The sequence below is a fragment of the Vreelandella sp. 21 genome, assembly GCF_050995515.1.
Lineage (GTDB): Bacteria > Pseudomonadota > Gammaproteobacteria > Pseudomonadales > Halomonadaceae > Vreelandella > Vreelandella alkaliphila.
The window spans coordinates 631,135-650,047 of the sequence record NZ_CP194673.1; the positions used below are offsets into that span (position 1 = coordinate 631,135).

The 18,913-nt window shown below is 56.4% G+C and carries 19 protein-coding genes; 6 read left to right on the forward strand and 13 right to left on the reverse strand.

Annotation, left to right across the window (positions count from 1 at the left end):
• Window positions 1-2: 2 nt before the first annotated feature.
• From bioA to bioB, 6 genes are read right to left on the reverse strand one after another with little or no spacing between them, the layout of a single operon-like run.
• Window positions 3-1,274: an adenosylmethionine--8-amino-7-oxononanoate transaminase gene (gene bioA / locus ACN06F_RS02945; RefSeq protein ID WP_433924626.1), complete on the reverse strand. Its 1,272-nt coding sequence runs from the start codon at window positions 1,272-1,274 to the stop codon at window positions 3-5.
• The gene (bioD, locus tag ACN06F_RS02950; RefSeq protein ID WP_198348637.1) at window positions 1,271-1,996 is read right to left on the reverse strand and encodes a dethiobiotin synthase; all 726 of its coding nucleotides are present in this window, start codon (window positions 1,994-1,996) and stop codon (window positions 1,271-1,273) included. The genes bioA and bioD overlap by 4 nt, the downstream gene beginning before the upstream one ends.
• The gene (bioC, locus tag ACN06F_RS02955; protein ID WP_198348636.1) at window positions 1,993-2,766 is read right to left on the reverse strand and encodes a malonyl-ACP O-methyltransferase BioC; all 774 of its coding nucleotides are present in this window, start codon (window positions 2,764-2,766) and stop codon (window positions 1,993-1,995) included. Before bioC ends, bioD begins: the two co-directional genes overlap by 4 nt.
• On the reverse strand, window positions 2,757-3,494 hold the full coding sequence (locus tag ACN06F_RS02960; protein WP_198348635.1) for an alpha/beta fold hydrolase: 738 nt from the start codon (window positions 3,492-3,494) through the stop codon (window positions 2,757-2,759). The genes bioC and ACN06F_RS02960 overlap by 10 nt, the downstream gene beginning before the upstream one ends.
• A complete protein-coding gene (gene bioF, locus ACN06F_RS02965; RefSeq protein ID WP_433924627.1) occupies window positions 3,482-4,636 on the reverse strand; it encodes an 8-amino-7-oxononanoate synthase in 1,155 nt (384 codons plus the stop codon). Before bioF ends, ACN06F_RS02960 begins: the two co-directional genes overlap by 13 nt.
• The gene (gene bioB, locus ACN06F_RS02970; protein ID WP_038481378.1) at window positions 4,623-5,699 is read right to left on the reverse strand and encodes a biotin synthase BioB; all 1,077 of its coding nucleotides are present in this window, start codon (window positions 5,697-5,699) and stop codon (window positions 4,623-4,625) included. Before bioB ends, bioF begins: the two co-directional genes overlap by 14 nt.
• Before the next feature lie 210 nt (window positions 5,700-5,909).
• Between bioB and ACN06F_RS02975 the strand changes: the two genes are divergently transcribed.
• Window positions 5,910-6,683 carry a tRNA-uridine aminocarboxypropyltransferase gene (locus ACN06F_RS02975; protein WP_038481381.1) on the forward strand — a complete coding sequence of 258 codons (774 nt, stop codon included), beginning with the start codon at window positions 5,910-5,912 and terminating at the stop codon, window positions 6,681-6,683.
• Here ACN06F_RS02975 and ACN06F_RS02980 read toward each other — a convergent pair whose 3' ends face one another.
• From ACN06F_RS02980 to def, 7 genes are all read right to left on the reverse strand, one after another.
• On the reverse strand, window positions 6,684-7,937 hold the full coding sequence (locus ACN06F_RS02980) for a TraB/GumN family protein (RefSeq protein WP_433924628.1): 1,254 nt from the start codon (window positions 7,935-7,937) through the stop codon (window positions 6,684-6,686).
• 39 nt (window positions 7,938-7,976) lie between these two features.
• A complete protein-coding gene (locus ACN06F_RS02985; protein WP_120385760.1) occupies window positions 7,977-9,425 on the reverse strand; it encodes a TrkH family potassium uptake protein in 1,449 nt (482 codons plus the stop codon).
• Window positions 9,426-9,488: 63 nt separating this feature from the next.
• Window positions 9,489-10,862 (reverse strand): Trk system potassium transporter TrkA, encoded by a 1,374-nt coding sequence (gene trkA, locus ACN06F_RS02990; RefSeq protein WP_433924629.1) that lies wholly within the window; start codon window positions 10,860-10,862, stop codon window positions 9,489-9,491.
• 113 nt (window positions 10,863-10,975) lie between these two features.
• Window positions 10,976-11,182, reverse strand: a complete 207-nt coding sequence (locus ACN06F_RS02995; RefSeq protein ID WP_038481393.1) for a dodecin — start codon at window positions 11,180-11,182, stop codon at window positions 10,976-10,978.
• Between the two features lie 49 nt (window positions 11,183-11,231).
• Entirely contained in the window at window positions 11,232-12,566 is a 1,335-nt protein-coding gene (gene rsmB, locus ACN06F_RS03000) for a 16S rRNA (cytosine(967)-C(5))-methyltransferase RsmB (RefSeq protein WP_038481396.1), read from the reverse strand.
• Entirely contained in the window at window positions 12,563-13,549 is a 987-nt protein-coding gene (fmt, locus tag ACN06F_RS03005; RefSeq protein WP_038481399.1) for a methionyl-tRNA formyltransferase, read from the reverse strand. Before fmt ends, rsmB begins: the two co-directional genes overlap by 4 nt.
• Window positions 13,550-13,703: 154 nt before the next feature.
• Entirely contained in the window at window positions 13,704-14,216 is a 513-nt protein-coding gene (def, locus tag ACN06F_RS03010) for a peptide deformylase (protein WP_038481402.1), read from the reverse strand.
• Between the two features lie 177 nt (window positions 14,217-14,393).
• On the opposite strand from def, the gene ACN06F_RS03015 reads away from it, so the two are divergent.
• The 5 genes from ACN06F_RS03015 to aroE all read left to right on the forward strand — a co-directional run bounded on the left by ACN06F_RS03015 (window position 14,394) and on the right by aroE (window position 18,888).
• Window positions 14,394-15,257, forward strand: coding sequence for a peptidoglycan-binding protein (locus tag ACN06F_RS03015; protein WP_120385756.1), 864 nt, complete (start codon window positions 14,394-14,396; stop codon window positions 15,255-15,257).
• A 27-nt stretch (window positions 15,258-15,284) separates the two neighbouring features.
• On the forward strand, window positions 15,285-16,406 hold the full coding sequence (dprA, locus tag ACN06F_RS03020) for a DNA-processing protein DprA (protein WP_038481408.1): 1,122 nt from the start codon (window positions 15,285-15,287) through the stop codon (window positions 16,404-16,406).
• An 81-nt stretch (window positions 16,407-16,487) separates the two neighbouring features.
• Entirely contained in the window at window positions 16,488-17,045 is a 558-nt protein-coding gene (locus ACN06F_RS03025) for an L-threonylcarbamoyladenylate synthase (protein WP_433924630.1), read from the forward strand.
• Window positions 17,046-17,118: 73 nt separating this feature from the next.
• Window positions 17,119-18,051 carry an oxygen-dependent coproporphyrinogen oxidase gene (gene hemF, locus ACN06F_RS03030; RefSeq protein WP_433924631.1) on the forward strand — a complete coding sequence of 311 codons (933 nt, stop codon included), beginning with the start codon at window positions 17,119-17,121 and terminating at the stop codon, window positions 18,049-18,051.
• Between the two features lie 9 nt (window positions 18,052-18,060).
• Window positions 18,061-18,888, forward strand: a complete 828-nt coding sequence (aroE, locus tag ACN06F_RS03035) for a shikimate dehydrogenase (RefSeq protein ID WP_433924632.1) — start codon at window positions 18,061-18,063, stop codon at window positions 18,886-18,888.
• Window positions 18,889-18,913: the final 25 nt, after the last annotated feature.

The window sequence follows — 18,913 nt, forward strand, 5'->3', positions numbered from 1 at the left end:
GTCTATCGCTTCAAAAACCATGCTTTCATTACGTCGGTAATCTGAGTGATGTCGGCGTCGGTAGCGATATAAGCGGGCATGGTGTAAAGCCAGCGGCCGATTGGGCGCAGCCACACACCTCGCTCGCGGGCGAACTGCCCGACACCTTTCAGCGTCTCGGCGGAGTGCGCTTCAATCACTGCGGTGGCACCCAGCACTCGCACATCGGCCACGTCTGGGTGGGCGTTCAGCGCGGAGTCGTCAATTAACGCTCGGCTAAGCTGTTGGCTGAGTGCCGCAATCTTGTCCAGGTAGTGCTCCTCTTCAAACACGCGCAGGCTTTCCAGCGCGACACGGCAGGCCAGCGGGTTGCCCATAAATGTCGGGCCGTGCATAAAGGCATGGTGGGCGCTGTCGCCAACAAACGCATCGTGAACACGGTCGCTGGCCAGGGTCGCTGCATGGCCTAGATAGCCGCCGGTTAATCCTTTTGAGAGCACCATAATATCCGGTGTTACGTCAGCGTGATTGGTGGCAAACAGCTTGCCAGTGCGGCCAAAGCCGGTGGCTACTTCATCAAAAATTAGCAGCACGCCAAACTCATCGCATAGCGCCCGTGCGCCGCGCAGGTAGTCAGGCGAGGTCATATTCAGCCCGCCTGCTGCCTGTAACAACGGCTCCATCAGCAGGGCAGCAATCTCATGGTGATGGCTCGCCAATACGTCGCGCAGCTCCGCTAAATCGTCGGCTACCTGCTCCGGTGTGGCGTTAAATGGTGCGGTGGGCGCGGGGGCGAAGTGGTGTTGGGGCAGCAGGCTGGCGAACAGGCTATGCATGCCTTCTTCAGGGTCGCATACCGCCATACAGCCGGTGGTGTCGCCATGGTAGGCCTTCATTAACGAAAGCATCTTGCACTTTTCGGGGTGGCCGATGAGCACCTGGTACTGCAGGGCCATTTTCATCGCCACTTCCATCCCGACTGAACCGCTGTCGGAGTAAAACACGTGATTAAGGCCGTCAGGGGTGATGCGCACGAGCTCCCGAGCAAGCTGGTCGGCGGGATCATGGGTGAGGCCACCTAGCATTACATGGCATAGCTCGCCTGCCTGTTCACGAATGGCCGCGACTAAACGTGGATGGCCATAGCCATGAATCATGCACCACCAGGAGCAGGTCGCGTCGAGCAGTTGCTCGCCGCTTTCCAGGGTGAAATGGCTACCGCTGCCGCCGACCACTTTAGGGGCGGGTGCTTGTGTTTTGAGGTGGGCGTAAGGGTGCCAAACGGGAGAACTCATAAAGCGGCTTCCTGATTCAAAACTGAAGTGTTGAGCAGTGCAGATAGTGAAAGCGCGTGGCGCGCATGGGTGGCATCGGCGGTGGCTAAATGAGGAATAATGCCTAGACATGGCACGTTAAGGGCGTTTTTAAGAAGCGCGATATTGGACTCAAAGCGCGCTGTATCAGCGGCGAACTCAGGGTCCACCACACTGCCGACCCAACCCGCAAGGGTTAGGCCATCGGCAGCGATGACCTCCGCGGTAAGCCGCGCATGATTAAGACAGCCAAGCTTTAGTCCCACGACCAGAATAACGGGCAGCTGCATCATCCGCGGTATATCGGAAAAGTCGTTGTGCTCATTGAGTGGCACACGCCAGCCGCCAGCGCCTTCGATGAGCGTTAAATCGCGCGGCATGTCGTTTAGGGTGGCGGTAAGCGAGGCCACTACACTATTGACGTTAAGAGCGCACCCCGCCTCGCTGGCGGCCAGGTGCGGCGCAATAGCGGGCGCAAACGCCCACGGGTTAACGGTGGTGTAATCGACGGGGGGAGCGCTCTGTTGTTGTAGCGCCAAGGCGTCGCTATTGCGCAGCCCATCCGCCGTGATGTGGCTGCCAGAGGCAATCGGCTTAAGCCCCAGCGTGCTGAGCTGCTGCTGTTTGGCAGCGCATAGCAGTGCGCTGGTGGCCAGGGTCTTACCTGCATCGGTATCGGTGCCGGTCACGAAATAGACGGTCATGGTGATTTTTCCAGGTGCAGGGTGATGCAGTGGTAGCTAACGGGGAGCCCTTGGGGTTCACGTAGCGTTTCAAAACGCTGGCGGGCGGCGACCAGGTCTCGGCGAGTAAGACGTGCCTTGGGCCGCGCCACCTGGGCGCCTACTCCCTTAATTGAGTCCATGACGGCAGTGAGATCGGGGTAGTAAAACCGCCGCCACTCGGTAATGCGATCAACCAGCGTTAAGCCGCTTAAGGCAACGGCGCGTTCAAGCGCTTGGGCATTCGGCGTTTGCAGTAATGCCTCCGGGCGCTGCCAAGCAGAGGCGACTTCTGCCAACGTGCCGGGTAAGAGTGTCGTGAGATGCACTTGGCCGCCAGGGGACAGCACTCGTTGAAGCTCGCGCATAACCGCATCGATATCGCGGCACCACTGGATGGCAAGGTTGGAAAATATCAGATCAAAAGTTCCGCGCTCAAAAGGCAGTGCAGCGGCATCGCCTTGCTGCCAACGAATATGATGGCCATAGCGCGCCTGGGCATGGGCGAGCATGCCTGGGGCAATATCCAGCCCAGTGACGTTGGCATGGGGAAATTGAGTGGCTAGTCGCTGTGTCCAGACGCCGGTACCACAGCCAAGGTCGAGTATGTTGTCGGCACTAGGCGGAAGCGATGACCAGAGCGTTTCCCCTATCTGTCGCTGAGCGCTGGCCAGCGCATCGTAGCGGGGTGCCGCGCGAGAAAAAGCGTGGGCGACTTTTGCCTGCCAGTTTGGCGTTGCCGTTAGGTACATACGTGCTCCTTGGCGACCAGTGCGGCCTGGGAAGCGATGGTCGCGACTAGTTGAGCAGGTTGGGAAAGCATCGGACAGTGCCCCGCGTGGGCAAGGTTGATTGCCTGAGCGCGGGTGCTTGAAGCTACTAACGGATCGTGCTCGCCAACGAGTTGAATGACCGGACAGGGCGCCTCTTGCAAACGCTGGGTGTTATCCAGAGTGGCAAGCCAGTGGAGCCCTTGGGACAGCGTGCTTGCCGTGGCGCTGGGGGTGTCACCCAACATGGCACGTAGCTGCTGGTGGGCGTGGCGAGCGTTAGGTTCGCCTTGGGTTTGCCAGCGTAAGAAATGCCGCCAGGTGGCGTCGGGGTCGCGGCTAAAGGCGCGCTGAAAGCTGGCAAGCTCGGCTTTGCTCACGCCGTCATCGCTACAAAATTGCCCGCCTGTGCCAATCAGTACCATGCCGCGTGGCGCAGGCAGCTTATCGAGCAGTGCGCTGGCTAACAGCCCGCCCAGTGACCAGCCAACCCACACAGCGTTACTGGGGAGTTTGTCGGCCATGGCGCTGGCAAGGGTATCAAGGGTGGCCGGTTCAGCCAGGGCAGGGGTATCGCCATAGCCCGGCCAGTCCACCGTGTGTACCTCAGTATGGGCAGGCCAGTAGGTGTCCAGCGGCTGCCAGATGCGCTGATCGATCCCCCAGCCCGACAGCAGCACCAGACGTTGAGGGGCGTCTAGGCGGGACATGCTGCTTCCTCTCGCTGACAGGCACTCAGCCCTTCAATAAGCCGATCAATATCCTCTGGTTTGTGGCGGGCACTCAGCGTAATGCGCAGTCGTGCAGCACCATTGGGTACCGTGGGTGGACGAATCGCCCCGACGTGAATGCCCCGTTGGGCGAGCTTAGCCGCCCAAGCCATGGTGCGTGGCTCGTTGCCGAGTAGCAGCGGTTGAATAGGCGTATGAGAGTCGGCAAGGGGCAGCCCTAGCGCCTGGGCCTGCTGGCGGAAGTAGCTGATATGGCGCTGGAGCCGCTGGCGATGTTCGGGTTCGCGCTGCACGATAGCCAGCGCTTCCAGGGTCGCTGCGGCAATGCTGGGGGGCTGGGCCGTGGTATAGATATAGCTGCGAGCAAACTGGGTGAGGTGCTCAATCAGCGCCGCGTCACCGGCCACAAACGCGCCAGCGGTGCCCAGTGCTTTGCCCAGTGTACCCACCAAAATAGGCACCGCTTGGCTATCAAAACCTTCCACACAGCCGCTGCCGTTAGCGCCTAAAACGCCCAGACCGTGAGCGTCGTCAACCATTAGCCAGGCATTGTGTTGCTGGCTGACGTGGGCAAGGGTGGCAATATCGGCAACGTCGCCATCCATGCTGAACACGCCGTCGCTGACCACCAGCTTATGGGGGGCGGAACTGCGCGCCAACAGACGTTCAAGATCAGCGCTATCGCGGTGATGAAATCGTCGCGAGCGAGCGCCGCTTAACACTGCGCCATCTAACAGCGAGGCATGATTTAAACGGTCTTGAAAAATAGCGGTATTTGAGTCGGCGAGCGCCTGCAACACGCCAAGGTTAGCCATATAGCCGGTGGAAAACAGCAGTGCACGCTGCCGTCCGGTCCACTCGGCCAAGGCATCTTCCAGTGCGTCGTGGACTTCCAAGTGGCCGCTGACCAAGTGCGGCGCGCCCGAGCCTGCGCCAAAGCGGCGCGCACCCTCTGCCTGGGCAGCTTGTACACGTGGATTATGAGCCAACCCGAGATAGTCATTGCCGGCAAAGTCCAGCGTGCCAAGGGTATTCACCTGGCGGTGTCGCCAGCGCTGGTGATCGACACGCTGCTGACGGGCACTGGCTAGGCGCTGCAGCCACGCTTCAGACACTGGCATCTACCGCCAGTGCTGCTGCCCGCTCTGCCTGGGCGCGCTGCTGAGCTTGTTGGGTGAGTCGCTCGGTGTGAGTGGCTTCATCTTCGCAGGTATTACGGCGTTCAGGGTGCAGGCCTAATTTTGCAAATAGCGCGCGGTCGCGGTCTGCCTGAGGATTGCCGGTGGTGAGCAGTTTGTCGCCGTAGAAGATCGAGTTGGCCCCCGCCAGAAATGCCAGTGCTTGAGTCGACTCACTCATCTGCTCGCGGCCAGCGGAAAGCCGCACATGGCTTTGCGGCATCATAATCCGCGCCACCGCTACGGCGCGGATAAACTCAAGTGGGTCCAAGTCTTCGACGTTCTCCAGCGGAGTGCCCGGTACCTTAACCAGCATATTGATAGGCACGGATTCTGGGTGCGGTGACAGCTTCGCCAACTGCTGTAACAGCGCGCTGCGGTCTTGCGCGCCTTCGCCCATGCCTAAAATGCCGCCGGAGCATACTTTCATGCCCGCTTCACGCACGGTGGCCAGGGTGTCTAGGCGGTCGCTGAAGGTACGGGTAGTGATGATTTCAGCGTAAAAGTCGGGGGAGGTATCCAGGTTATGGTTGTAGTAATCCAACCCCGCAGCTGCCAAGCGGTTGGCTTGATCACCGTCGACCATACCTAGCGTCATGCAGGTTTCCAGTCCCAGCGCTTTTACTTGGCGAACCATCTCTTCGACCAGCAGTAAATCTTTGTCCCGCGGGCTGCGCCATGCCGCGCCCATACAGAAACGGCTAGCGCCGGCCTCCTTGGCGGCCTTGGCCTGGGCAACGACTTTTTCGATTTCCAGCAGCTTCTCTTTTTCGAGCTGGGTATTGTAGTGACCGGACTGCGGGCAATATTTGCAGTCTTCTGGGCAAGCCCCCGTTTTAATCGACAGAAGGGTCGAGACCTGCACCGCGTTAGCATCAAAGTGGGCGCGATGCACTTGCTGAGCTTTAAATAACAGGTCGTTGAAGGGCAGCGCGAACAGCGCATTAATTTCGTCCAGCGTCCAGTCGTGGCGCGGGGCGGCGGCATTGAAAGCGGTGGCGGTCACGGGTAAACCTTTTTTCTTTTGAAAGTTGACGAGACTCTAGCGGCGTTACGCTTTTGGTGTCAACTGTTCAGAGTGTTCTGGTTTACTACGAGCGGTTTTAGAGAGCAGGGGTTCGTCATGGTGGCCGGGCTGCTTTATACTCGGCGCCCTTTGTTAACCGTCTTTTGTTAATCGCCCTTTATTAATCGCCCTTTATAAATTGGAGCGCGGATGTCTGACGCTACGTCACAGCCCCCTGAGTCTTCTTCATTGACTGACTTCGACCCTGCTACGGGGCATCCGCGCCCACCTCGGCGTGAATTTAAAGCACGGGGCAGTTTTGTCACTCGCTGCGAAGGGTGCAATCTTCCTGAGCTCAACTGTCTGTGCCCTTATCAGGTGAAAGCAGATAGCACCGCCCAGGTATGGCTGTTGACCCACTCTATAGAACACTACAAGCCGACCAATACCGGGCGGTTAATTGGTGATGTGCTGACGCAAACCAAAGTGTTTACCTGGTATCGCACCGCGCCGGACGAAGAGTTAGCCGCGCTGCTTGAAGATCCGCGCTACGCGCCTTTTGTGATCTTCCCAGATGACCAGCCCGACTACGCAGACCGTGTGGTGGATATTAATGCCGTGCACGCTATGAAGCAGCAGGCGCGTATTCCGGTATTTGTGATTTTAGATGGCACTTGGCGCCAAGCGCGACGAATGTTCCGCAAGAGCCCTTATCTGGATACGCTGCCGGTACTGCCGCTGCGCACTGAGCGGGAAACACGCTACCGGCTACGCAAACCCGCCTCAAAAGCGCACCTGTGTACGGCAGAGGTTGCCATTGAACTGCTGCGCCAAAGTGGTGATGAAAATGCCGCTGATGTGCTAGACGATTACTTTGATGTATTTAACGATAGCTATGCCGAGAGCCGTTACTATCGCAAAATTGCTGAACCAACCGCTGCCATGCAGCGGCTGTTAGATCGACAAACTGAGGCAAATGCTTAACTAACTAGTGCCACTACCAAACAGTGCACCGGCAATTCTAAAGCCTGCTACCCAGGTACCCACCGCAGACCCTAATGTTGCCAAAATAAACACCAGCAACGTACGGGAGACACGGTTTTTCCACCAACCTTTGAGCTCGGTGACATCATGGCGCAGTGTCGAAAAGTCGCGCACCTTCGGTTTGCGCATATAGAGTTCGACCCCCGCGGCGACAAAGCCTGCACCAATGGTGGGGTTAAGCGAGGTCAGTGGGGCGGCAAAGAAAGTGGCAATCACCGTCACTGGGTGTGCAAGGGCCGCTATTGTCGCGCCGCCGGATAAAATTCCATTGATTAAAAACCACTCAATGACCAACTGCCAGCCAAGCTCAGTATTGCGCGAAAAGCCGATCACAAAGCCGGTGATAACCAGCGCGGTAATCAGCCAAGGGGCAGCTTTCCAGAGTTTAGACGGTGGCGGCGTTGCCTCCAGCGATTCACGCTCCGTGGTAGGGTTTTCAGGAAGCGGTGCTTCCAGGTGTTCACCGGTGCCTTTTAAATGCCCGGCACCCAGTACCACTAACACGTTTTGGTAGCGCCCAGGTGGTGCTTCTTCAGCTAAGCGCAGTGCCATATAGCGGTCGCGTTCGCGAATAAGCGGGGTATAGAGTGCTTCTGATTCGGCAGCAAATTCGCTGAAAGTGGCTTCCAGCATATCGCCTTCTTTGAGCTTTTCGATATCCTCTTTGGAAACATCTTGGCGCGACATTACGCTGCCAATTAGCCCCGAAAATAGCGAGAAGCGTTGCCACCAGGGAACATTGCGGTAAATGCGTTTTAGCGTAATACCAACATCACGATCGACCAACATTAAGGGCAGCTTGCGGGTACGGCACTCTTCTACTGCTGCACGCATTTCAGCGCCTGGCTGAATGCCTGACTGCTCAGCAATCCGTTGCTGAAACGCACCAAGCGCCAGGCTTGCCGCTACCATGCCCGCTTTGCCCTGTTTAAATACCTGAAAAAGATCCTGTTCCCCCATGGCATCGGGGTTGTCCATGCTGTGATGACGTGCGTCGCATAGCTCAATGGCAACGGCGTCGAAAGTGCCACTGTTGATTAATTGGCGAACGTCATCGGCACTTTCGGCAGAGACGTGAGCGGTGCCGAGCAGGGTGTAACGGGTGCCGCCAACGGTGACGGTTTTTAACGGGCCGCTGGTCTTAGGCTGCGCGTTGGGTTCTTGCGCCAGCGGTGTTGCATCGTCATGGATCATTAATGTGTCTCAATTTGAATAGAAAGCATTGATACGTGTTTAACGACGCCAGAAGGCGGGTGTAAATAGCACGAGTACCGTGAAAATTTCCAAGCGGCCCAGCAGCATCGCTAGCACCAAAATCCACTTGGCTAGGCTGGGCAAGTCGCCGTAATGGCTGCTAGCTTCGCCCAATGCTGGGCCTAAATTGTTCAGTGCAGAACCAACCGTGGACCAGGCGGTAACTTGGTCAACACCTGTTGCCATAACGCCTACTAGCATCAAGAAAAATAGCATGACGTAGGCTGAGAAAAAGCCCCATACCGCCTGGGCGATGCTGTCGGGAACACTAACTTTGCCCACTTTAACGGCAATGACTGCGTTGGGGTGAATAAGGCGCATGACTTCACGCATGCCCTGCTTCAAGATCAGAATGATGCGGATTACTTTCATGCCGCCCGCCGTCGATCCGGAACAACCACCTACAAACGCGGCGACAAATAACAGAAACGGTAACGCACCCGGCCAGCCTGAAAAGTCGGCAACTGCAAAGCCCGCAGTGGTGGCGACAGAGACGACTTCAAACAGCGCGTGTCTCAGACCTTCAACATCGTCGTAGGTGTCCGTGAGCCACAAAGTAATCACGGTGATCGTGGTTAACCCAGCAAGAAAGATCATTAAAAAGCGCGCTTCGGGGTCCTGAAAGTAGTGCAGCAAGCGCTTTTCACGCCAAGCAATAAAATGCAGGCTAAAGCTGAATGCTGAGATCAGCATAAAGCCAACGCAAATCAGCTCAATGGCGGCACTGTCAAAGTAGCCGATGCTGGCGTCATAGGTCGAAAATCCGCCAATAGCGACGGTCGAAAAGCTGTGTCCCAAGGCATCGAACCAGCTCATCCCCGCCAACATGTAAGCGACCATACAGGCCAGCGTTAGCGTTGCGTAGATGTACCAAAGCGCTTTGGCGGTTTCGGTAATTCGCGGTGTTAGCTTTGAATCCTTGAGTGGGCCAGGAATTTCTGTGCGGTACAGGGCCATTCCCCCAACACCCAAGGTGGGCAAAATGGCCACCGCTAACACTACAATCCCCATGCCGCCTAACCACTGCAACTGCTGGCGATAGTAAAGGATGGATTCTGGCAGAAAATCGATGCCAGTAATGACGGTTGCACCGGTCGTGGTTAGCCCGGAAAACGATTCAAATACCGCATCTGTGATACCGAGCGAGCCTTCACCAAACAGCATCAGTGGTAGCGAGCCGAAGAGGGCCAGTACGGTCCAAAACATCGCCGCAATAATGAAACCGTCGCGAATTCGTAGCTCTTTGTGGGCGCGGCGATTGGGTAGGAAAAGCAGTAAGCCCGTTATCACTGAAATGGCGATGCCGCTCATGAAAGCGTGCCAAACACCGTCGCGAAACCAAAGTGATATCAGCATGGGTGGCAACATGGTGAGGCTAAATAGCATCAACAGTAGCCCTAAAATGCGTAGTATGACCCGCAAACTCATAGCAGTGGTTGCCTCATAGCGGTGGCCTGTTTTCTTGAAGAGCGTTGCCTAGAAGGCCATTGCCTAGAAGAACGTTAATCCCACTTGGAATAGCCGCTCCACGTCACGAATGCGTCGCTTATCAATCACGAATAGAATGACGTGGTCGCCGCTCTCTACCATCACATCCCCATGGCCAATGATGACCTCTTTGCCTCGCACAATGGCACCAATGGTGGTGCCTTCAGGTAGATTGATCTCAGCAATGGTACGGCCCACTACTTTGGACGACTGCTTGTCACCGTGGGCGATCGCCTCGATGGCTTCCGCAGCGCCACGGCGCAGTGAGTGCACGTTGACAATATCGCCGCGGCGGACGTGGGTAAGCAGGCTGCCGATGGTCGCTTGCTGGGGGGAAATGGCGATATCGATTTCGCCCCCCTGAACCAAGTCTACGTAGGCAGCGTTGTTAATCAGCGTCAGTACTTTCTTGGCGCCCAAACGTTTGGCCAGCAGCGACGACATAATATTGACCTCGTCGTCGTTGGTCAGGGCACAAAAGATATCGCAGTCTTCGATGTTCTCTTCTTCCAACAGCCGCTTGCTGGTGGCGCTGCCGTGGAGCACCACCGTTCGGTCAAGCCGCTCGGAAAGCGCAGTACAGCGCTCTAAACTGTGCTCGATAATCTTAACTTGGTGGCTGTGCTCCAGGTGTTCGGCTAAGCGTTCACCTATATTGCCCCCACCGGCAATCACCACCCGCCGGAAACCCCGTTCAACGCGGCGTAGTTCGCTCATTACCGCGCGAATATCACGCCGTGCAGCCAGGAAAAACACTTCGTCGTCGGCTTCAATCACCGTATCACCACGGGGAATAATCGGCCGATTGCGGCGGTAAATGGCCGCGACGCGTGTTTCCACATTGGGCATGTGCTTGGCTAAAAAGGCTAAATCCTGTCCCACCAACGGGCCACCGTAGAACGCCTTGACCGCCACCAGCTGCACTAAACCACCGGCAAACTCCAACACCTGCAACGCACCGGGATGCTCAATCAGGCGGCGAACATGATCCGTGACCACTTGTTCAGGGCTGATCAGTACATCAATAGGAATCGCTTCGTGGGCGAACAACCCCTTACGGGTGAGGTAGGCGGTTGAGCGTACGCGGGCAATTTTGGTAGGCGTGCGAAACAGCGTATGGGCGACTTGGCAGGCGATCATGTTGATTTCATCGGTGTTGGTCACCGCAATCAACATATCGGCGTCTTCACAGCCCGCCTGACGCAGCACAATAGGATACGAAGCCGCGCCCGTCACGGTGCGAATATCCAGTTTGGTGTGCAGTTCGCGCAGTTTCGCGGCGTCGGTATCGACGACGGTAATATCGTTTTCTTCGCGGGCAAGGTGCTCCGCTAGGGTGCCGCCGACCTGGCCGGCGCCGAGAATGATGATTTTCATTGCTAAGCATCGGTTCCGTTGTAAGCGCCAGCGCGTTCTCGGCAAGAGATATGTGCGCTGCAATAAAGACGGCGGCCAGTGTAAACCAGCCGCCGTCGAAAAGCAGGTCGGGATTACTCGAGTGTGAAGCCAACTTTTATCGTGACCTGCCAGTGAGCGACACGGCCGTCCTCGATATGGCCACGAGTGTCGGTGACTTCGAACCAGCGCAAGTTATGAATGGTTTCTGATGCTTTGGCGAGGGCACTTTGCACAGCTTCTTCAATTCCCTTTTCAGAAGAACCGGTTAGCTCGATATGCTTATAAGTGTGGGTACTCATAGTGTCTCCATCCTTGTCATCGGTTTACCGCCCCGGTAGGGGCGGTATGTTAAGCAGTACGCTTCTCTAGTCTGGCATAAAAAAAGCCATCATGACTGCTTTGCGCGGGAAACAGTTGGCGTCCTTGGCCACTCGGTTCGCCCCAGGCTACGTCATTTGGCGTGGTGACTTCTGCATCGGGCGTGCGGTCAAGAAATGCCTTGATTTGCTCAGCGTTTTCCTCGGGCAGCACTGAACAGGTGGCGTATAGCAAGGTGCCGCCTGGGCGGAGTAGTGGCCAAAGGTTATCCAGCAGTTGGCGCTGTAGCTTAGCGAGCTGGCGAATATCCTCTTTACGGCGCAGTTTTTTAATGTCGGGGTGACGACGAATAACGCCCGTGCCAGAACAGGGCGCATCAAGCAAAATCGCGTCGAAAGGCGCGCCGTCCCACCAGTCTTGCTGGGTAGCATCAGCGTGCTGCAGTTCTGCCGTTAAGCCTAGGCGGTTCAGTGTATCGTCTACACGGCCTAGGCGCTGGTTGTCGCTATCAATGGCCGTCAGAGCAATATCAAACTGCTCTAATAGGTGGGCAGTTTTACCGCCAGGCGCACAGCAAGCATCGAGAACGTGGGCGCCTGGGCGGGGGGCTAATGCAGGCCCTAACAGCGCGGCAGAAAGCTGAGCCGCTTCGTCTTGGACGCTGACATGACCTTCTTCAAAGCCGGGAAGTATGGAGACATCACAGGGTGCATCCAAGGTAATGCCATCCGGCGCATGTAGGCATAGGTGCCCACTTAGTCCCTGCTCAGTCAGCTGTTGTAAATAGGCTTCACGGTCGTTGTGGTGCTGATTGACTCTCAGCGTCATGGGGCCTGGTTCATTGTTCGCTGCGGCAATGGCGCGCCACTGTTCAGGCCAAGCGCTGCGCAACGCATTAAGCAGCCAGGGCGGGTGCTCCAGGGCAACGCTCTCATCTAGGTCAACGGCGGCTTGAAGCGCTTCGGATTCACGCTGTAGGCGGCGCAGGCAGCCGTTAAGCACTCGGGTAGCCCACTCTTTGCCTAGCAGGCGAGCGGCGCCAGCGGTTTCGCCAACCGCTGCGTGTGCTGGAATACGCATATAAAGCAGCTGGTAGATTCCCACCAGTAACAAGGCGTGAACATCACTATCGCGCTTTTTAAAAGGCTGCTTGAGCAGTGCGCCAGCCAACGCTTCCAGGCGCGGCAAGCGTCGGCAAGTACCGTAACACAGCTCTTTTAACAGGCTGCGGTCGCGGGCAATCACACTGTGCTCATCTAGCCCGGCTAGTGAGCCTTGGTCAGTCAAAACAGGTACTAGCGCGCGGGCGGCCGCGGCGCGAACTTCCTGGCCGCTGCCGCCTTTGGGTGGGCGATTCTGGCTCATTCACTAACTCCTTGATGAGCGGCGGCGTGCCCAAGGCGTGCGCCGACGATAAGAGGGGTTTGTCGGGCGTTAAGCAGGTCGCGCACGGCCATCGCTTTCCCACCAGGTAACTGGGCATGGCTAATGCACAGTACTTCTTGGCCTTGCTCGCCACAGGCAATGCGTAGGTGATCCTCGCCATGTTCGAGTAGTGTGCCGGGCGTAGTGGAAGGCTGTTCACCTGGTTCAACACTGGCCATCAACAAACGTAAGCGATCATTGCCTAACGTGCACCAAGCCACTGGCCACGGGTTGAACGCACGTATTTTGCGCGCTAGCGGCTCGGCAGGTTGATGGAAGTCCAGCTCGGCTTCCGCTTTGCTGAGCTTGGCGGCGTAGGTGACGCCCTCGTCAGGCTGCGGTGTTGCTTTTAAATTGTTGCTGTCCAGCGCATCCAGCACGTTAATCAGTGCATTCGCCCCTTGAATGGCCAGCCGATCATGCAAGTCCCCGCCCGTGGTGCGCGAGGTGATCGGCGTACGCACTTCATACAGCATCTCACCGGTATCCAGACCCGCATCCATTTGCATAATGGTTACGCCTGATGCGCTATCACCGGCTTCAATAGCGCGTTGGATGGGGGCGGCACCTCGCCAGCGTGGTAGCAGCGATGCGTGCACGTTGATGCAGCCTAAGCGGGGAATATCGAGCACGGCCTGTGGCAGTAGTAGCCCATAAGCAACGACAACCATTACGTCGGCGTTCAATGCAGCCAGTTCCGCTTGGGCATCAGTGCTTTTTAAGCTGACGGGCTGGTAGACAGGTAGCCCATGCTCAACAGCAAGCTGCTTGACGGGGCTTGGGGTGAGCTTGCGCCCGCGGCCAGCTGGGCGGTCAGGTTGAGTATATACCGCTACCACCTGATGCTGACTTTCGAGCACGGCAGCAAGGCTTGAAGCGGCGAAATCCGGCGTGCCAGCAAAAACAACGCGCAACTGTGACATGGTGATGACTACCTAGCATTGAAGGGGGAAAGTAATCGTGTGCCGTGGGGGAAACAAATAAAGGCCGAGAAGCAACGCTACAACGCACCAGGAATAACATTCTGTGCGTTTGCAGCGTGTCAGCTCGGCCAGCAATAACACGGCGTAGGTCGGTTTATGCGTCGTGTAATAGCTTGTGGCGTTTCTGCATCTTTTTCATCACTCGGTCACGCTTTAGGGGTGATAAGTAGTCAACAAAAAGCACGCCTTCCAAATGGTCATACTCATGCTGAATGCAGTGGGCTAATAAGCCATCGGCTTCTAACTCGTAGGGCTCACCACTACGATCTAGCGCGTTCAGCTTTACTTTTAAATAGCGCGGGACTTCAGCGTAGTATTCCGGAATCGATAGACAGCCTTCAGAAAGCGGCTCTTTTTCGTCACCAATCGGCTCGTAGCGCGGATTAATAAGTACTAGCGGCTGTGAGTTATCGTCGCTGACATCCATTACTACGACACGCCGATGAACATCGATTTGCGTCGCTGCAAGGCCGATGCCGCGCGCGTCGTACATGGTCTCCAACATATCGTCGACGAGCTGGCGGACCTCATCGTCAACGGTTTCCACCGGTGCAGCCTTGGTGCGCAGGCGCTCGTCGGGGAATTCGAGAATAGGAAGTTTGGCCATGGCGTTACAATCACCGTTATGCTGAGTCTTTAATATGAGCAGGCCTTGCCACCTGTGTTGGCAGGCCTAAGTGCTTTACTATCGGCCACTATATCATGCTGTAAGCGTTCCTGGGCACGTACAACGCCATGCAGCTCCCCTCAACGGCTTCACCCATAACTGACAAGAGAGAACAGGATGGTGGTGAAAAGGGCAGTGGCGAAAAGGTTTCTTTATTATAGCGTGTCGTTGGTATGTTTGACGCTTATGACGACCGCCGCATTGGCGTGGGAATCTCCGCAGCGGGTGGTAAAGCTTTCTCCCCAAATGCGCGCCGTTCCTCAGCAACAGGCAATGGCGCCGCTTCCGATGGAAACGATCCGGGCGTTTTTGCGAGCGCACCGAGTTGCAGAGCCGGACGCGCCTACCCGGGAACTGGCCTACGTTGTCGGCGGTGAGAATCAACGCTTGATGAGTGGCGCAGGCGATACGTTGTATGCGCGCGGCGTACTGCCGCCCAGAGTGCGTTTAGGTATTTATCGTCCGGGCGAGCGTTATGTTTCCGCTGAGGGTATCCCGTTGGGTACGGAGTTAATCAATATTGGCGAAGCGCGCCAGCTCAGCAGAGAGGGAGATATTGCCCGCTTAGAAGTCCTCAGTGCTTACCAGGAAGTGCGTAATAACGATATTTTGCTGCCGCTTGACGCCCCGTTGTTTGAATCTCAGTCGTCAGAAAATAGCTTTCAGCCTCGTTTACCGTTGAACGATGTCGCTGGCCAGATTATTGCGGTACCTGGCGGAGTGCGCTTTATTGGACGCTTACAAATAGTGGCACTGGATATTGGTACTCAGGATGGCTTGCAGCCCGGTCATGTATTACATGTTGGCCAGCAGGGCGAACTTGTTAATGACCCGCGTAGCCAGGAGCTTCTGCAACTACCCGCCACTGAGGCGGGAAGAGTCATGGTGGTAAAGCCGTATAGCCTGATGAGCTATGCGTTGGTGATGCAGGCATCGAACGTTTTAGCGGTTGGAGACCGGGTACACACGCCGATACGCTAAACACCACACAACTAACAGGGGATAGGTATGGATGCCAAGGAGTGGCTAGTGGTGAATGAGCTACCGAGCATGGGGGCGCTTCGCACCGCAGCGCTGGCCGCCAAACAGCCGCAATGGCCCCATGGCTGGCTTGCTGGGCTACCCAGTAATGCCGCGAGTGCGCTGCGACTTTGGCTAGCGCAGCCAGAGCGAAGCCCGTTGCAGCAGGCAGTCGACCATACCTTCGCATGGCTAGAGGCCGCGCCTAATCGCCATTTGCTCCATCGCAATCATCCCGCATGGCCTGAGTTGCTCGATCAATTGCCGGACCCACCTGTGGTGCTGTGGGCACAAGGTGATCTTAGCGCACTAGATGGCCCAAAACTGGCCATGGTGGGCACTCGGCGTCCCACTTCTGAGGGAAGCGGTAATGCTCAGGCGTTTGCCAGAGAGCTTGCTAATCACGGCTGGTGCATTGTCAGCGGCATGGCTCTCGGGGTTGATGGGATTGCACAGCGCGCAGCGTTAGCGGCAGGAGGGCAGTCGATTGCGGTGCTTGGCTGTGGCGTTGATGTTATTTATCCGCCCCGTCACCGTGATTTACATGAACAGCTAAGTAGCGTGCCAGGAGGCTTGTTATTATCCGAGCATCCGCCGGGAACCGTTGCTCGGCCAGCCTTCTTTCCTCGACGGAACCGAATTGTGACCGGTCTTTCATTAGGCACGTTAGTGGTCGAAGCGACTGAGAAGAGCGGCTCATTGGTAAGCGCACGATTAGCCCTTGAGCAAGACCGTGAGCTGTTTGCACTGCCCGGGTCGCTACATAACGTGCAGGCTCGTGGTTGCCTGCAGTTATTACGTAGCGGTGCGACGCTGGTGCGTCATGTGGACGATATTTTAGAAGAGTTGCAGCACTGGGCTGAACGCTATATGCCAACCGGTCCACGTGCTATCACTGACAATGCAAGCCTTGATTTGCCAATCGAGGACGATGAGCCCAAGGACAATGTACTAAGCGCGCTGGGCGCAACGCCAACGCCAATTGATATATTGGTTCAGAGCGCGGGCCTTACGGTCAGTGAATGCCAACAACGGTTATTGATGCTGGAACTTGATGGCAAAGTAGCGCAGCAAGCGGGCGGCTGGGTGCGTTTGACGCGGCCATGGTAGGATGTAAGTAACCGTTTTTCATCTACTGAAGATGTATCAATCTCAGGTGATGAGGGGCCGCGTTTGTAACGAGGAGCATCTATGAAATCGGCTGTTGAGGTTAAAGAAGCGGTACGAGCATTAAAAGAGGGGGGCGTTATCGCCTGCCCCACCGAAGCAGTCTGGGGGCTGAGCTGTGACCCAGATAACGATGAAGCGCTGGCGCATTTGATGCGTATGAAAGAGCGTGATCCCGCCAAAGGGGTGATTCTTGTTGCTGCGAATATTCAGCAATTTCAGCCTTGGCTAAACCAACTGCCAGTTGCACTGCATGCGCCCTTAGCGGCCAGCTGGCCTGGCCCTAATACTTGGCTAGTGCCTGACAATGGCCGTAGTCATGGTTTAGTGCGTGGTGCCCATCAGAGTGTGGCTCTGCGGGTAACCGACCATCCGCTGATGAAGGCGCTCTGTGAGGCCTTTGGTGGCCCGCTAGTCTCTACCTCCGCTAATCGCGCGGGCGACCCACCCGCCATGAACGCTGACGAAGTCGCGTCCATTTTCGGTGAGGAGGTCGCCGCGATTGTAGCAGGTGAGCTTGGGGGTAACGCAAAACCCAGCACCATCAAAGACTTGGTGACGGGCAAAGTAATGCGTTCATAGCGAGGCGCCTTGAGCTGTCTCTGTCATTGACTACTTACCAATCACACTTATCCTCGACCTCTTTGGAGTTACTGTGGCTCACGAGCACCTAGACGACGTTAAACATTACCTTCTGGATCTGCAGGAGCGGTTGTGTGCAGGGCTTGCCGCTGCTGATGGAAAAGCGACATTTAAAGAAGATAGCTGGCAGCGTGAAGAAGGCGGCGGCGGACGTTCAAGGGTCATCGAAGAAGGCGCTGTTTTCGAGAAAGGTGGTGTTAATTTCTCGCATGTTTACGGGGCTCAGTTGCCCCCCTCGGCGACGGCGGCACGACCAGAGCTAGCCGGACGCAGCTTTCATGCGGTGGGTGTTTCCTGGGTGCTCCATCCTGAAAACCCTAATGTGCCGACAAGCCACGGAAATGTCCGTTTCTTTATTGCTGAAAAAACGGGTGAAGCGCCGGTATGGTGGTTTGGTGGCGGCTTTGATCTAACGCCTTACTACCCGGTGTTTGAAGATGTTGTGCACTGGCATCGGGTTGCCCAGGCTGCCTGCGTGCCATTTGGCGAAGAGGTGTATCCGCGCTACAAAGCGTGGTGCGATGAGTACTTCTATCTTAAGCATCGCGACGAGACGCGTGGTGTTGGTGGACTGTTTTTCGATGATTTAAATGAAGGCAGTTTCGACGACTGTTTTGCTTTTCAGCGTGCGGTGGGCGATAGCTTTCTGGACGCCTATGTACCGATTGTAGAGCGCCGTAAGGGTGATGCTTGGGGTGAAAAAGAGCGTGATTTTCAGCTTTATCGCCGCGGCCGCTATGTAGAATTTAACTTAGTGTGGGATAGGGGCACTCTGTTTGGCTTGCAAAGCGGTGGGCGCACCGAATCCATCTTGATGTCGATGCCGCCGCTGGCCCGTTGGGAGTACGCATTTACACCGCCCGAGGGCAGTCGAGAGGCTAGATTGTACGAGTACTTGGTGCCACGCGATTGGCTAGCCGAAGCCACCCAGTTGGGTAAAGTGTAAGGAGCCTGTATGACCGACCGTTACTGTGTCTTTGGAAACCCGATTAAGCACTCTAAGTCGCCATTAATTCACGAAGAGTTTGCTAACCAAACTCAGCAACCTATGACCTATACCGCCGAACTTGCACCGGTGGAAAGTTTTGTCAGTGCCTGGCGAGAGTTTGTGGCAGCGGGTGGTCGAGGGGCGAACGTGACTGTACCGTTCAAAGGCGATGCCTTTGCGCTGTGCGATACCCTGAGCTACCGTGCCAAGCGTGCTCAGGCGGTGAATACGCTGATTGTTGGCGGCAATGGCCGCACTTACGGTGACACCACGGATGGCATTGGGCTGGTGCGTGACCTTGGATACCATCACGTACCCATTAAGGATAAACGCGTGCTGGTGATCGGTGCCGGTGGTGCAGTGCGTGGCGTGCTTGAACCGCTGCTTGCAGAGCAACCTCGTGACGTTGTTATCGTCAATCGAACGGCGGCAAAAGCCGCCCAATTAGCAGATGCCTTTGCCGACTTAGGCACCCTTCATGGCGGTGGGTTTGAGACGTTAGAAGGCCAGTTTGATTTGGTGATCAATGGTACCAGTGCCAGTCTTTCTGGGGATTTGCCGCCGTTGCCGGATAACCTATTTAACCAGGGTGCTTGGGCCTACGACATGATGTATGGCTCAGAACCCACGGTGTTTTTGCAGTGGGCAGGGCCACGCGGTGCCAAGTTGCTCGATGGCTTGGGTATGCTGGTCGAGCAAGCCGCTGAATCTTTCTTTTTATGGCGTAACCTGCGGCCCGCAACAGCCCCGGTGCGTACACTATTAAGGCAATCGTTGAACGTCGCCAGTGACTAGCTAGCTTTCGAGTGCTCAACAAAGA